19 protein-coding genes are annotated in these 14,737 nt (G+C 35.8%); 9 read left to right on the forward strand and 10 right to left on the reverse strand.

Going from position 1 to position 14,737, the window contains the following annotated elements; translation table 11 throughout:
• Window positions 1-93: 93 nt before the first annotated feature.
• Entirely contained in the window at window positions 94-441 is a 348-nt protein-coding gene (locus PAND9192_RS07190) for a hypothetical protein (protein ID WP_234999008.1), read from the forward strand.
• Window positions 442-502: 61 nt separating this feature from the next.
• Here PAND9192_RS07190 and PAND9192_RS07195 read toward each other — a convergent pair whose 3' ends face one another.
• From PAND9192_RS07195 to PAND9192_RS07205, 3 genes are read right to left on the reverse strand one after another with little or no spacing between them, the layout of a single operon-like run.
• A complete protein-coding gene (locus tag PAND9192_RS07195; protein ID WP_087853188.1) occupies window positions 503-1,483 on the reverse strand; it encodes an ABC transporter permease in 981 nt (326 codons plus the stop codon).
• On the reverse strand, window positions 1,480-2,238 hold the full coding sequence (locus tag PAND9192_RS07200; RefSeq protein WP_087853189.1) for an ATP-binding cassette domain-containing protein: 759 nt from the start codon (window positions 2,236-2,238) through the stop codon (window positions 1,480-1,482). The genes PAND9192_RS07195 and PAND9192_RS07200 overlap by 4 nt, the downstream gene beginning before the upstream one ends.
• Window positions 2,238-3,227, reverse strand: a complete 990-nt coding sequence (locus PAND9192_RS07205) for a sugar ABC transporter substrate-binding protein (RefSeq protein WP_234999009.1) — start codon at window positions 3,225-3,227, stop codon at window positions 2,238-2,240. Before PAND9192_RS07205 ends, PAND9192_RS07200 begins: the two co-directional genes overlap by 1 nt.
• Window positions 3,228-3,507: 280 nt before the next feature.
• Here PAND9192_RS07205 and PAND9192_RS07210 point away from each other — a divergent pair, with 280 nt between their 5' ends.
• Window positions 3,508-3,867, forward strand: a complete 360-nt coding sequence (locus PAND9192_RS07210; protein WP_087853190.1) for a hypothetical protein — start codon at window positions 3,508-3,510, stop codon at window positions 3,865-3,867.
• 371 nt (window positions 3,868-4,238) lie between these two features.
• Here PAND9192_RS07210 and PAND9192_RS07215 read toward each other — a convergent pair whose 3' ends face one another.
• From PAND9192_RS07215 to PAND9192_RS07225, 3 genes are all read right to left on the reverse strand, one after another.
• Window positions 4,239-4,616, reverse strand: coding sequence for a cupin domain-containing protein (locus PAND9192_RS07215; protein ID WP_087853191.1), 378 nt, complete (start codon window positions 4,614-4,616; stop codon window positions 4,239-4,241).
• Between the two features lie 99 nt (window positions 4,617-4,715).
• Entirely contained in the window at window positions 4,716-4,964 is a 249-nt protein-coding gene (locus PAND9192_RS07220) for a DinI-like family protein (RefSeq protein WP_087853192.1), read from the reverse strand.
• A 111-nt stretch (window positions 4,965-5,075) separates the two neighbouring features.
• Window positions 5,076-5,516, reverse strand: a complete 441-nt coding sequence (locus tag PAND9192_RS07225) for a hypothetical protein (RefSeq protein ID WP_087853193.1) — start codon at window positions 5,514-5,516, stop codon at window positions 5,076-5,078.
• A 201-nt stretch (window positions 5,517-5,717) separates the two neighbouring features.
• On the opposite strand from PAND9192_RS07225, the gene PAND9192_RS07230 reads away from it, so the two are divergent.
• Together PAND9192_RS07230 and PAND9192_RS07235 are read left to right on the forward strand one after the other, a co-directional pair.
• Window positions 5,718-6,197: a YbhB/YbcL family Raf kinase inhibitor-like protein gene (locus tag PAND9192_RS07230; protein WP_087853194.1), complete on the forward strand. Its 480-nt coding sequence runs from the start codon at window positions 5,718-5,720 to the stop codon at window positions 6,195-6,197.
• A 101-nt stretch (window positions 6,198-6,298) separates the two neighbouring features.
• On the forward strand, window positions 6,299-7,078 hold the full coding sequence (locus PAND9192_RS07235; protein ID WP_087853195.1) for a helix-turn-helix transcriptional regulator: 780 nt from the start codon (window positions 6,299-6,301) through the stop codon (window positions 7,076-7,078).
• Window positions 7,079-7,115: 37 nt separating this feature from the next.
• Here PAND9192_RS07235 and PAND9192_RS07240 read toward each other — a convergent pair whose 3' ends face one another.
• A complete protein-coding gene (locus PAND9192_RS07240) occupies window positions 7,116-8,171 on the reverse strand; it encodes a sugar-transfer associated ATP-grasp domain-containing protein (protein ID WP_087853196.1) in 1,056 nt (351 codons plus the stop codon).
• 358 nt (window positions 8,172-8,529) lie between these two features.
• Window positions 8,530-9,579 (reverse strand): sugar-transfer associated ATP-grasp domain-containing protein, encoded by a 1,050-nt coding sequence (locus PAND9192_RS07245; RefSeq protein ID WP_087853197.1) that lies wholly within the window; start codon window positions 9,577-9,579, stop codon window positions 8,530-8,532.
• Between the two features lie 408 nt (window positions 9,580-9,987).
• Here PAND9192_RS07245 and PAND9192_RS07250 point away from each other — a divergent pair, with 408 nt between their 5' ends.
• Both PAND9192_RS07250 and PAND9192_RS07255 read left to right on the forward strand, forming a co-directional pair.
• Complete coding sequence (locus PAND9192_RS07250; protein WP_087853198.1) at window positions 9,988-10,875, forward strand: LysR family transcriptional regulator; 888 nt, start codon at window positions 9,988-9,990, stop codon at window positions 10,873-10,875.
• 116 nt (window positions 10,876-10,991) lie between these two features.
• Window positions 10,992-11,330 (forward strand): hypothetical protein, encoded by a 339-nt coding sequence (locus tag PAND9192_RS07255; RefSeq protein WP_087853199.1) that lies wholly within the window; start codon window positions 10,992-10,994, stop codon window positions 11,328-11,330.
• A 70-nt stretch (window positions 11,331-11,400) separates the two neighbouring features.
• On the opposite strand, the gene PAND9192_RS07260 is transcribed toward PAND9192_RS07255, so the two are convergent.
• Window positions 11,401-11,871, reverse strand: coding sequence for a protease inhibitor I42 family protein (locus tag PAND9192_RS07260; RefSeq protein WP_159458221.1), 471 nt, complete (start codon window positions 11,869-11,871; stop codon window positions 11,401-11,403).
• Between the two features lie 200 nt (window positions 11,872-12,071).
• Here PAND9192_RS07260 and PAND9192_RS07265 point away from each other — a divergent pair, with 200 nt between their 5' ends.
• The 3 genes from PAND9192_RS07265 to PAND9192_RS20650 all read left to right on the forward strand — a co-directional run bounded on the left by PAND9192_RS07265 (window position 12,072) and on the right by PAND9192_RS20650 (window position 13,709).
• Window positions 12,072-12,263, forward strand: coding sequence for a YwbE family protein (locus tag PAND9192_RS07265; protein WP_060997857.1), 192 nt, complete (start codon window positions 12,072-12,074; stop codon window positions 12,261-12,263).
• Between the two features lie 145 nt (window positions 12,264-12,408).
• The gene (locus PAND9192_RS07270; protein ID WP_087853537.1) at window positions 12,409-13,161 is read left to right on the forward strand and encodes an endonuclease; all 753 of its coding nucleotides are present in this window, start codon (window positions 12,409-12,411) and stop codon (window positions 13,159-13,161) included.
• Window positions 13,162-13,538: 377 nt separating this feature from the next.
• Window positions 13,539-13,709 (forward strand): hypothetical protein, encoded by a 171-nt coding sequence (locus PAND9192_RS20650; RefSeq protein ID WP_156673525.1) that lies wholly within the window; start codon window positions 13,539-13,541, stop codon window positions 13,707-13,709.
• Window positions 13,710-13,954: 245 nt separating this feature from the next.
• Here PAND9192_RS20650 and PAND9192_RS07275 read toward each other — a convergent pair whose 3' ends face one another.
• On the reverse strand, window positions 13,955-14,689 hold the full coding sequence (locus PAND9192_RS07275; RefSeq protein ID WP_087853201.1) for a hypothetical protein: 735 nt from the start codon (window positions 14,687-14,689) through the stop codon (window positions 13,955-13,957).
• Between the last annotated feature and the right edge of the window lie 48 nt (window positions 14,690-14,737).

Below are 14,737 nucleotides of genomic sequence, written 5' to 3' on the forward strand. Positions count from 1 at the left end.
TGTTACGCTGTCACAAATTGGTGGATTATCTAATGAAAGAGTGAGTAAATAGGACTATCATTAATAGAGATTATTTTTTAGGAAGCATAGATTATGGTAGAGAAAATATCGTTTGTAGTTAAGCCTTCAATTTCTATTGCAGAATCAATCATTGATTATGTTCAAGGCCACGAACCACAATTTTCACCAATGCTTTTTTCAAAACACAATGTAGAAGATGCGCGTTTTCAATTTGCGACAGCATCGTTAAGAGTGGATATGGTTGAATTTGATGATGAACATCATTCAGGTTTAGCTCATGTAAGTTATGGTATTCACTTCTTTTGGCCGTGTAATAACCAAGATGAAATTGATACTTTTCAAGAAAAACTACCGTTCGTTATTAACGATAATCAGGTTATTTTTAGCTTAACAACCCATCAGCCTTGGATTGTACTGTAATCGACAAACAAAAAAAGAGAGCGGGTAAGGCTCTCTTTTTTATGTAATATCTAAGAATATATTAGTGCAATAAGCGTCGCCATGTACCTTTATGCTGTTTAAGCAATATACTATGAATAATTAGCGAAGCAATGATAATTACGCCATACACCAGTCGCGTCCAAAATCCGGCGAGACCAGCACTAATAATACCAGCTTCTAAAATACCGATAATACACGCACCAAAAAATGTACCTAATAATGTACCGCGTCCGCCAAGCACTGATGTTCCACCAATAAAAACTGATGCAAAAACAAGTAACATATAACCTTGTCCTTGATTTGGCCACCAGCTACTCATTTCAAGGCTAACAAAAACGCCCACAACCGCAGACATTAATCCCATTAAAACGAATAATAACAATCGAGTACGAGCAACAGGTACACCCATCATTTCAGCAGCTTTCGGATTATCGCCAATAAAATTGATATTATCACCAAAAACATGACGCGATAATATTAACCATAAAACTGCCAAAATCACCAAACACCATATTGCTTGTGCAGGGATCACATCAGCAATTCGACCCACCATCATAGTATGGAACCAGCTATCACGAACTTGAGGCAAACTTAATGCTAATCCATCAGCAACGACAGTCGTTAAACCGCCAATGAAAAATTGACTACCAATGGTTGCAATAATCGAGGGTATATTAAAACATACCACTAATAGACCATTTAGCACTCCGCATAAAATACCAACGATAACCGCAGCAGCAAAAGCAATAACAGGAGATTGTGTTGCCTGAAATGTTGCAGCAAAAACATAACCGCCAAGTGCAATCACAGATGGAAAACTCATATCAATTTCACGAGCAATAACCAATAGTGTCAAACAAAAAGCGAGCATTGCCGTAAATGGGATCGTTGACATGAACGAAGTATAAATACGCATATGGGTAAATGTTTGCGGACTATAAGCTGTAAACAATAACCATAAACTAACTAACATTAAGCTAGTAATAATAGGAGCGCGGTGTTTTACAATAAATGTATTCATGCAGCACCTCGACCAACTGCTGCTAGTAATGCATGTTGTAAAGATTGTTGATCCATTTCGGTTTTACTGTATTCAGCTACAATCGTGCCACGATCCATAACTACAAAACGATCAGCGACTCGATAAGCATCATTCATATTATGTGTAATCAGCAAACAGGCGCGACGTTGTGCTTGCAATTGTTCAATAAAGCATAATACTTTCTCAACTTCACCTAACGATAATGCTGTTGTTGGTTCATCAAGTATGACTAATTTTGCATTAAATAACATAGCTCGACCAATAGCTAAACCTTGACGTTCACCACCAGAAAGTTGCGACACGCAACTATCAATATTTGCACCGACGCCACGGAAATCGAGCTTTTTCAGTAACTGTTGTGCTTGTTGGCGTTCTTGTTTTTGATCGATAAACCCAAACCGATTACGAATATGACGACCTAAAAATAGGTTACGCCATACCGATTGTTGTTCGCCGAGCGAACCTGATTGATAAACAGTTTCAATTCCCAGTTTACGGGCATTTTTTACATTATATTGTTGTTTATCAATAACTTCATTTTGAATCTTGATCTCACCAGAATCAAATGCTTCAATCCCTGCAATCAGCTTAATTAAGGTTGATTTACCTGCACCATTATCACCAAGTAGTGCAATAACTTCACCTTCATTGATACTGAGGTTAATGTTTCGCAATGCATGAATCGGCCCAAACCACTTATTCACGTCTGTTAGCATTAATGCCTTTGAGCACATTAACGAATACCTTTTGTTGCTAGCGGAGCAATGAAATTAATATTCTTAAGATCCACAAACCCAGCACCAGTATCTATATTTAAACCAGAAAAGCCGTATCGCTTACTTAATACGGTTTGTACAACAGATAAATAACCCATCAGATAAGGTTGGCTATCTGCAACTAGCTGAACATATTCACTACGAATAGCATCAGCAGTTGCAGGAGATAAACTAAAACCAGCAACATAGATTTCTTTAGGTTTAACACCAGCATTGCGTAAGAAATTAGCCATTTGAGAGGTGAGGGATCCATGATCCACTAAGATTAGCTTCGTACTGATATGACTTGCAAGGTATGATGTGATCGCCGCAGTACCCAATGAAGGATCTTTATCTGTTTCAGGTGAAATTTGTAGAAAATCAACAGTTAACCCAGCTTGCTCTAAGGTTTTGATCATTCCTCGGGTTGATTTACTTCGTTCTGCTATGTCTTTTATTCCCCAAACTAATGCATGATCACCTGCTTTAAATTGACCACGACGTAACGCTTCGGCTGCAAGCTTGATCCCGCGTTTAGCGTTACTTACTCCAACATAACCAAAACCTTTATCTTGCATCGCACCCATGCTAACTGGCAGAGCAGTATCAATCGAAGTGACATTAATACCTTTATTCTCAGCCTCCAAAACTAAAGGTTGATATGCACTATCACCTGGGTGGCCCATAATAATAATACCAGAGGGGTTAGCTGCAACAGCTTGTTTAAAGTTCTCAATCATTTTTTGTGGCTGCCAATCAGAATAAACAACCCGTAAGTTGGCTCCAAGATCTTCTGCTGCTTGCTTCGCACCATTTTGAACAACTGTTGCATAAGGGCCACCAACCGGACCACCGACATCAATCCAGATTGACATATTTTTGCCAGAAGGTGTTGCACAGACACTGGTAGAGACTAATGCAAGACTCGCTATAACAACTGTCGAGAATTTTTTGGAAAAATGTTTCATTTATTCACCAGCAATTTGAATTCTAACGATATTAATGAAGCATTTTATCGTTATTTGTTAAAAACGCTAACTATTAATAAGAAGAATTTATTACGGCTATTTTGTTATATCGATCATAAAAGACAGCAATGTAGGTAGGATTCAAGCAAGATGAGCGATGTAAAATATGACCAAACAGTCATAAGTTTAAATAATTTGCAATAATCTAACAAATATAAAATATTCACCTTAGATATATATGCTATAAATAGCTTTATCAAGGCAAAAGGAGTAAGAGTTAATGAAAAAAACAATCATGCTATCTATACTTAGTATTTATTTATTTTTCAACGGACTAGCTTATGCAGATACAAAAGTAAAGACGGCGCATGAACTTGAGATTTTTCGCTTAGGCTACATTCATTCAATTACGCCTTTTGATCTCAAGCAGCCGACTGAAGCCTTACAGACTATTGCTAATTTATATGCATTAACTTATGCGCTAAAAGACTTACCACTAGAAGTAGAAACAAAATACGACACGCTATCTAGCGATATACAAAAAGACATTGCATATAAATATTGTAAAGCCTATAGCAAGCCATCTAACACTCAAGTTACAGCATCAGCGATACTAAGTGATATTTTAGCAAGTTATTAGTGAATATTTTTATGCTTCAATGTAATTAACACGATAACCACAAATACACAGAATAAGATTTTTCCCTTCAAGGTATTCAGATTTCCCACACTTAGGACATACAAATCTCGCCATCAACGTAAACATAACAACACCATAAAATTTAACATTCCATTAATATATAGCATTGAGTTATTTCGTCAGAATAGTTTCAATAACATGCGATAAAAACCACAAAATTAAAAAGTGTTATTCATTCTTTCATTACATTATTGCTTTCATGTCAAAAATCTATTGTTAATCAATACAGTAGCAAATATTAAAAATTAGCAAAAAAAAACTCCCACAAATAATAGTGAGAGTTTTTTTAAAAGAAACATATTTAACAACGATTAATGATCGACTTCAAAACCAAATGTTTTATTTTGGATATAGACCATGTCACAGTCAGTTGTATACACTACACTGTGAATACGATTGGCTTTAATGTAGCCTGTTTGACCTGCTGTTAAGATCATTGGTTCACCATCTTTTACTAACTTGCCATCAACACGAAGATGAAATTGAATAGCGATCTCGCCAGTAACGATAATAGACATATCATCATGAGGGTGATGGTGCGGATCTTCGATAGTACCGGCTTTCCAGCGTTCAAGTAATGCAGTTACACAATTTGTATTACTTTCATCAGTATCTCGAAAACTAAACCCAGGAAATTCAGGATCAGCAGTAAAATCAGACCAAATATCTTTTGAAATAAACGTGCTCATAATAAAAACCACTAATAAATAACATTAATATTATTATATGCGCTTATCGGTAACATCATCACTATTAAATTAGTAAGCTCAATATGCAATTATAACGCACTACATATCGTAACTTGGCTGCTCTAACCAATCATCAGCTTCATCAAACATAGCTTCAAGTTGTAACTCAACATGTTGTTTATCTTCCTTTAATCCACCTAAGACATTTAATTCATTAGCACCACCTAAACGTACTCGTACTAAAGCATCAGGCCAAGATATAGCCATACGACGGCAAAACTCGCGTTCAACTTGAAAAAAAACATCTTGGGGTACATTATTTTTATTAACCATTAATTCTATGCGCATATAAGTCCATCTATTACACTGGATAAAATAACACTGATTATACATACAGTGTAATAGAGCGAGCAATTTAATCTCTTTATGGTGTTAAGTGGTAATCTTTATTAATGTAAGTTACTCAAATTTACAGCTAATTGACGAAATAGGTGTGCTTGATGTTGAGAAACATGCATAGACTGTTTGAGGTTCATTGCGGCGTAATTTAATGTAACCCGAATCAATATCATCCTCAGAGAAGGTTATAAGATGTGATTTTGCAGTCTTCATATCTGCATATGTCGCTTCAAATTCATCATTAAGAGCATTTGCGACTTTATTTAGTGTATGTGATGTTTTGAAACTGATAGTGGCACAACGCATGGGTGCTGAATGATGTACTGCTGCCATCTGTTTATGCTGATCGTATTTAACTGCTTCAATTGTCGGTTCGATATTAACGGCTTCAATTGTCGGTTCGATATTAACGGCTTCAAAGTGAGTAACAGAACAAGTCGACTGAGCCATAACAGCAGAAGAAAACAGGTTAGCAAGTAAGAGTAAAGGCATTAGTTTCATTAAATAATCATCCTATAATCGATTAACGTTTTGAAATGCTGTTTTAGCATATTTCGTAACCATAACAGTCAAAATGTTTAACAAAAAACAGAAAATGTCATATTAACTATATTTAAATCTAAGTTTGACACTTAAAGGTTAAAAAAGACAACAAAAAAGCCGTATAGTTACTCTATCGACAACGAACAAGAGCATATAATCATGTCAACATTTACTCTTACAAGTAACAGCATTGCAGAAGAACAACTTCACGATAAACGTTTTTCATTTAATAGTTTTGGTAACGATGGCGATAATATCTCACCTCAATTGGCTTGGGAAAATGCACCAGAAGGCACTAAGAGTTTCGCTGTAACATGTTTTGATCCTGATGCACCAACAGATTGTGGTTTTTGGCATTGGCAGGTAATTAATATTCCAGCATCAACACATGAACTTACTGAAGGCGCATCGACACATCTTGCTGCTGGTTTAGAAATGCGTAACGATTACGGTTTTAATGGTTACGGCGGTGCATGTCCTCCAGAAGGTCATGGTATTCACCGTTATGTATTCACTGTATGGGCATTACCTTGTGAAAAAATGGAAGTGCCTGATGATGCATCATGTGCTTTAGTAAGCTTTATGCTAAATGGTACAGCATTAGCTAAATCAACGATTACAGCTCATTACCAGCGTTAATTGTTCTAATGACAGTTAAAAAGAAAAGTCTCATTAATAGTGTTCTATTATGAGACTTTCTTTTTTATAGCGATAATATAAATAGCTTAAAGGGAGATAGCATGTCGTCAGTTGTGCAATGCATTCATTACAGCGGTCAAAAATCACAGCAATTACGTAATGTTCCTTTTATCTATCCATCCATTGTTTGGGTACAAACAGGGGTAAAAAAATTACAATGGCAAAATGATTGGATAAATATTGATCCTCAGCATTGGTTATTGACCACTGGTCATTCGCAACATACGTTTATAAACCAACCCTCACAGAGTGTATTTTCATCTTTGCAACTGTGTTTTTTCATTAAGCCCACTACAGAGCTCATCAATCGTTCGCGTCAACAGGCTAGGAGCAATAATATTGCACCTGATTATCAGCTTGACCATGCGGGTGAATATTTATTTATGAATATCATTAACATGCCAAAATCGTTACCACGTAACGTTCAAGAGTGTATGGTTAATGCACTGTTTGAATATTTAGCTAATGTTGGTAGGTTACATCAGCTCTTTAATTCACAAGATTTATCATGGCGTGACAAGCTGGTTGCGTTATTTAAACAACATCCTGGTGAACAACACAGTATTGAATCTGCGTGTCAGCATTTTGGATTAAGTAAATCGACCTTAATTCGTCGTCTACGCGAAGAATCAACCCAGTTCAGAGAAGTGTTGGCAGAGTTAAGAATGGGATACGCATTAACGTTGCTTCAAAAGCAGCATTATACTCAGCTGGATTTAGCACAACTTTGTGGTTATCAGTCAGAGACACGATTCGCACAGCGGTTTAAAAAACAATTTGGCTTATCTCTCAAAGAATACCAACAAACAATTCTAAACTAAAAAAGGGCTGAACAATCTTATTCAACCCTTAATAAATTTATGCTGCGATGAACTTTTTATCTGTCCATGGCATGTCAGCAAACATCGGCCCTTGAATTGCCTCTGTAAATTTGATCCCATTATGGACAGCATTCCATTCCATAATTTCAACACCACCATGTTCATTGATAATAACATCCCAACCGATAGATTGAACAAAAGGGTAGTTTTTATGCAATGCGATCACATCTTCACAAGCTTGTTTAAAATTGGGAATAACCACCCCTTTAAAAATCTTTTTCGTTGTCGGGTGTTGGTCAATTTCAAACCAATCACTGGTATAACCATTGTTAAACAATGCACCTGAGTTTAAATCGATACCAACACGAATATTGGTTGAAGATTTAACAAATTCATCAGTGCCAATACCTAAACGTAAGTAAGCGCCACGCACATCAACATTACCTTCAGGTGTTAGTGCTGTAGTTAAACGCATTGTTGCGCCTGGTTTAGGGAATAGCTCATTAAATATTTGGTGCTGAACAATAAGACGTTGGAATATACCTGAACCAATCTTCGCGACTTTATCCAAACAGAATTCGTCCTTATTGAAGAAATGGATACCTTTGCCTTGGAATGAAGAGTTCAGTTTATAGATAACAGTGTCGTGATCTTTAAACAAAAAGTCTTTTACTTGTTCTGGTTTTAAAACATCATTGGAAGCTGAAGCACTATAAATGCCACTAGAATAGCTCACTAAATCAGGGAAAAGATCAGACTTTAGCAGAGAGCCACTGATATTTTTAATTTGAGCCGGTGTACCACTAATGCCATTACTTTTAGGTAATACAATTTTTCCGTAGTAGTTATCAGGGATCCAACCATGTTTAAATTCACCGCGCATTAATGAGTACACATATAACCACGGTGCGTATTTGATATCACCAAGAGTATTTTTAGCGTAATTATCGCATTGCTCTTTGATATTTTGAGGTAACTTGCCTTTAGAGTGTTCTAAATTAGCAAGCACTACCATTGCTTCTTTGTTTAATGCTGCGTTATATCGATAGTCTTGAATATATGTAATTGCTTTTTTAATATCTTTGACTTTCATAAAATCAGTATCTCATCTAAATAATGCATGTTTTAAACATTACATCTTAATCTTTATTTACTAACAATAATTACATGTTTATTGTTATTCGATTTGGCAAAAAGTAACATGTAAGTACGTTAATACATAGACCTTATTTTTATATATTAAAAAAAATGACACGAAAAACACATAACCACAAAAATCATCACTAATTTTAATATGATAAGAATAGAAACAATATAAATAATTGATTATTAATAGAGTGATATAGGTGTTAAAAATAAAGCATACACCAATAATAAATATCGTGTATGCCTTTTTTGGTTATAGTAATATCAAAATAATCTTGGACTAAATATTAAATATTAAAATTCTACTATAACGATAAAAATGAATTATCACACCACGGAAGATCTGTAAATGAAGGCCCTTGAACGGCTTCAGTAAAGGTAATGCTATTATGAATTGCATTCCATTCCATAATTTCAACATTATTATCAGTGTTAATTGTCACATCCCAACCAATTGATTGTACGTATGGGTAGCGACTATGCAATTCTTCAACACTTTCACGCGCTTGAGCAAAGTTTGGTAATATTACGCCCTTAAATGCTTTTTTGGTGTTAGGGTGCTCGTTAATTTCATTCCACTCAGTGGTATAACCCTTATCAGATAATGCACCGCTTTCAATATCAATAGCGACACGAATATTAGTTGCAGAACGTACATACTCATCTGTGCCTACGCCTAAACGCAAATAAGCCGCTTTCAAGCAAGTAGTGCCGTCGGGTTTTAATACTGTAGTTAAACGCATTGTTGCGCCTGGTTTGGGAAATAACTCATCAAAAACAGTGTGTTGTTTGATAATTTTTTGAAAAATCCCAGAACCTTTTTTTATAACATCTGCAATAGAGAAATTATCTTTAGTATAAAAGAAAATTCCTCGGCCTTGATTTGAAGAGTTAACCTTAAAGATAACACTATCACGACCATCAAAAAGGTAGTCTGCAATCTCATTTGCAGCTAACACTCTATTTTCAAGTGGAATACTAAAAATGCCACTTGAATAACATACTAAATCAGGGAATAAATGAGAATTAAATAGTTTCGATGTTATATTTTTTATTTGCGCAGGTGTTCCGCTAATACCATTACATTTAGGTAATACAACCTTTCCATAATAATTATCAGGGATCCAGCCTTCTTTAAATTCACCACGAATAATTGAGTATACATATAGCCAAGGTGCATATTTAATATCACCAAGTTTTTCTATTGCATATTTATCACACTGTTGTTTAATACTACCAGCTAATTTTCCTTTCGTTTTCTCAACTTCAGAAAGAATCGTCAATGCCTTGTTTTTATGCATGTCATGATAGCGGTAGTTCTGAACAGTAGTAATAATGTTTTTTATTTTATTCATTAGGTAAATCTTTTACAGTTCTAAGATATATATAAATGGTCACATAAAAAATAATTTTATTCAATGATTGTCGTATCTGTTTATATTATTTGATATTAATATCGATATTTATTGTGATAATTATAGTGGTGACGGATATTTGCTTTTATTTATATTATTAAAATTTATGGTTTTTTTCTATAACAAAACAAAAATTATAAGACAGAGTTATATTAGCCATAAAAATAGCATTGAACATAAACAAACATTATATATATTATAATCATATGTTAATAACAATTCTTCATAGTGCACACTGAAAAAATCAGGCTCATGAATCAAAAAAGAACATTACCGTCGTAATTGATATGTATTAAATTATCATTTACTCTCATTACAATAATTTTTTGTAATAATGTGCGGTAAGTAATGATTAATCCCCAATGGCTAGTAACCTTTAAAACTTTAATAGAGACAGGGCATTTCACACAAACGGCTGATATTTTGCACATGACACAGCCAGGTGTAAGCCAACATATTAAAAAGTTAGAACAAGCTTGTGGTTATCAGCTGATTACTCGTTATAACAAACAATTTGAGCTCACCGAGCAGGGGATGCTTGTATATCAATATGCCCAACAACAAACTCAGCAGTATCAAACCTTAATCAACAGTCTACAAACAGATAATCCTCATGCAGGTATCTGTAAATTAGCCTGTTCTGGCTCATTTGCTTTATCGTTATACCCGCAGTTATTACGTTTACAACAGCAATACCCTCAGCTGCATTTTCATCTCGAAGCTGCACCTAACCATAAAATTTTGCAAGATATTGAGAGTAATACTATTGATATGGGCATTGTCACTCAATCGCCGCAAAATAATAAACTTAAAGCAACCATCATCGGCCAAGAACAATTATGTTTGGTGTTACCGCTACGGTATCAAGATATTGATATTAATCTTGATCTATTAACCGATTGTGGGCTTATTGATCACCCAGATGCAGAGTATTATTTAACTAAATATTTTCACCGTTGTGGCCAAGCAGATTTAGTTGATATTAAAATTGAGCAATTACCAATAACGAGCTATATAAATCAACTCAATCAGATTTTAATTGCCGTTGCCGAAGGGATAGGGTTTACCGTTTTACCTCAAAGCGCCATCGCACATTTTTTCGATAAACATAAATTATACATAGCGCCGCCATTAACAGCCGTGACGGAAAAGTTGTATATCATTCAAAAACAACATCGCCAGTTACCGAGGCGTTATCAAACAATAATGCCACTACTCGCAACAATAAGTCATTAAATAGATGATTAAACAAGCAATAATGACTTTGTTTTAATACATAATTTGATCTTCTCTATAAAATAGACTTTAAATAGCCCATTGATAACCAATACGTATTTACGGAGGGATAGCTCATGAAAAAGTCGACAAAGTCAGCCATCGCAGTCCTTAGTGGAATAGTGATATGCAGTTTAGTATTTACAATCATCAAAAGTGAACAGACGACAAAGAGCAATACAGTCATTGAGCAGACACAACATAACACTGCCGTTGAGTTGCCCGCAACGGCAGTGCCTAAAACGGCTAATTCAGATTCAGCCCCTGCACTACAAGTTAAAGATAAGCCTTACAAATGCAGTGATTTTGATCCTAAAACAGGCGGCTTAAAGGGGTGGACTGCTGATATGGGCGTAGGGCCAGCAATACCAGAACAATTACTACCAAAAGATTGCCCAGCACTTCAAAACAGATAGTCGCTTCATAGTATTCAGCCCTCCAAATCACGGAGGGCAATTATTCGCTTAGTTATTTATACACAATCAACTAAGGTTGAACTGAAATCGCAATATTTTTGCTTTCCCAGCTGTCTTTTTCCCATGAGCGGCCATAGTTAAGCTTTAGCTCTCCAACACCAGCGGCAACCACCTCAAAGGTATATGAACGAAAACCACCGCAACCGATCATGCCTTTCTTACATTGTGGTGAATGATGATAATCAACACTCAACAACATTAATGAATTTGGCATTGATCGCAGCGCCCAAGAAGCACCAGTAGAAGGGTTAGCCGGTAAACTTAATGTAAACGTTTGGCCTAGCTTCATCGTTACCGCTTGCTTTGGATCAGTTGGCAAACATGTTTGTTGCGGTGCTTTACTATAATCGCCAGTCACAATCGTGGTAAAACCCGCATCACACTTTAGTTGCGACACAGGTTGAGCTTGTTCAGACGCAAATGCACCGCCACTGAGAGTTACAAGTGTTGTTGCTAGTAGCATCTGTTTCATTACTTTCATGTCGCCGTCCTTCATATTTGTTGTTTATCTATTAGCCTAACAAATAACCCAGTGCTTACGCTAGAGCAGTAAAAAACCGTCAGTAATCGTTAAAAAATCGTCGACAATGATCAAAAAACAATCAACTGTTAATATTCAGTTGCGTTTTACTGTAAACAATCAATAATACAGCTCTAAAAATTAAAAACAAAAGAGTCAATATGTCAGGTACAAACCGTTCTAATATCCATGTTGGTTTAGACGTTAAAATCGTATTAAAGCAAGATCAACGTAGCGGCACACTAACATCAGGTACGGTAGAAAAAATACTTACCAATTCACCAACCCATCCCCACGGCATAAAAGTACGCCTAACAACGGGCGATGTCGGTCGAGTAAAAGTGATCCTTTAAACGTAGGTCGCTAATAAACAACTTACCACGTATTTAATCCAATCATAACCAAACCCTCGTCTGGTTTTGTTATATCAACGTGCCATTAATTCGGCATTTTGATCGCACTATATAGAAAGAGAACATCGTGAATCGAACCAATATTATGCTACTAAGTGTCGCACTCTTACCGACGCTAGCATTTGCACAAACCCCACAAGGTAACACCACCAACCAATCATTCAGCAAAGCTAAAAGGATCATGCAACAGCAGATCTATACTAATCCTGTAGATATGAAAACTATTTACTGTGGTGCTGATTTCAATAATAAAAAGTACGTTACATTACCTTCAGGCTTTACAACTGACGTATATAAAAAGCGCATTAAACGTTGGGAAGCTGAACACGTAGTACCTGCGGAGAACTTTGGTCGCTCATTTAGTGAATGGCGTGATGGGGCAAAGGTATGTGTTGATAGCAAAGGCAAATCATTTAAAGGCCGCAAATGTGCTGAAAAAGCCAATGCTGAATATCGCTTAATGCAATCAGACCTATATAACTTATTCCCAGCAGTAGGCGCTGTGAATGCGGCTCGCCAGAACTACAACTATGTAATGCTGCCTAAAACAGCCAGCAAAGACTATCGTTCATTTGGTAGCTGCGACATGATCATTGATAAAAAAGACCATGATGCACAGCCACCAGAGCGCGCGCGTGGTGTTATCGCTCGTACCTACATGTATTTTGAAGCCGTATACCCAAGCTACAAAATGAGCCGTCAGCAGCGTCAATTAATGACAGCATGGGATAAGCAATACCCAGTATCAAAATGGGAATGTGAACGTGCCGCTAAAATTCAAAAAATTCAAGGCAATGTGGATCCTATCTTAGCTTCACGTTGTAAAAACATCGGCTAAAAAAGAACCTGAAATCACACCTAAAAAATCCATATTTTGCGATATGGATTTTTTTATTTTGTTTATAAAAGCAATAAAGGCCTAATACAACAATGATAAGCATCCTTAATTGTTAACAAAAGCCAAGGCAGGTAAGGTTAATGTTATGATCTTGGTAGGATTATCGACGACCGATAGCATTAATAACAGGTGCTAGTTATCAAAACGAAACTAAACGCTATTAATATTTTATTTTTTGTAGTCTTATATGCTACGCTATAAATGTAACGAGCTAGAAATACAAGAATGTTAACCGTTTTATGAGTTAACGTGTTGTATTAACATACAATTCATATTGTATGTCACACAAAAATTATTTATTGGAGTACCATTTATTAATGAGCAGCAATCGTAGAACTCAGAATCAATTAGCTACCCTTACAAAAAAGCTTTCTAAGTTACAAGCCATGTCTAAATCGACTAGAGATGGTGCGAGTAAAGCACGTTACACTGCTGAAATTGAAAAAATCGAAATAGAGCTTAGTAAGCTTCAACAAACTGCAGAATAGAATCTTTCTATTTATGATGTTTGGCCTACTACTATTTCGACAATAGTAGTAGGTTAGTCAACCATGTCATTACCGCTGTTGTTACTCACACATTCCCATCACAAGCTGTATTTTTCCTAAAATCCACACTGATATTTAACCACTTTATTGTTCAACGTAGATCAAGCCGCCTTCATCATTGCCACTATTATTTATCCCCTGTAGCGGATAAACAGTAATTATCCTCTGTAGGGGATAAAAGGTGGCTATAGTATCGCTGCACCGACAGAGAAATTTTTATCAGTATGCGTCATTATTGTTTGAGTGGTTTCTTTTATGCTTTGATTTAAAAGAGGAATGAACTTGTAATCGAGCTTATAAGCGATAATAGAAGGTGCATTTCCCGTAAGAGAAATCACACTATCAGAATTAGAACCCCATACTTTTTCTGTTCCAACTAAATTATTTAAGAATACCTTTGAAAGTGGATTAACATTAATAGGATAATCTTTTGCCTCAATGTATTGACCATACTTAGAGCTAAGGTGATTAACTAAACTGGTATAGAAATACTTTTTTTCTTCTAGGGGGAGACCGCTAACAAAAAAAGTAACGTTTACTTGATAAAGTGCTTGAGATTGACGAGTAAAAAACAAACTTATGTTTGCACTTTCTCCAGCAACGGTTGCTCTGTAAGAATAGGTTCGTGCGTCAGGGTTACTATTAATGTGTTTTTCATTATATTGACTATAGATAAATGAAGAGCCAACATTAACAGCGAGTTGCCTTTCTTTAGCTTGTTTTTTGAAAGCTAGAATATTCATACCATATTTCCAACCATCAAAAGTCGCAAACTCACTCATTCCATAATCGTAAGCTTCTTCGCATGGAAAATCTTGAAAAGTTACCTTGCCATCAACAGAACATTTGTAGATTTCTGAAGCAAATAAAGGGCAATTAATAAGCACTAAGCCCATTAAAAACAGTTGGTTATACTTCATATTCATCCTTGAATTAATGAGATGTAATTGGCAGCAAATTTAAACCAC

Source organism: Photobacterium andalusiense (genome assembly GCF_900185625.1).
Lineage (GTDB): Bacteria > Pseudomonadota > Gammaproteobacteria > Enterobacterales > Vibrionaceae > Photobacterium > Photobacterium aquimaris.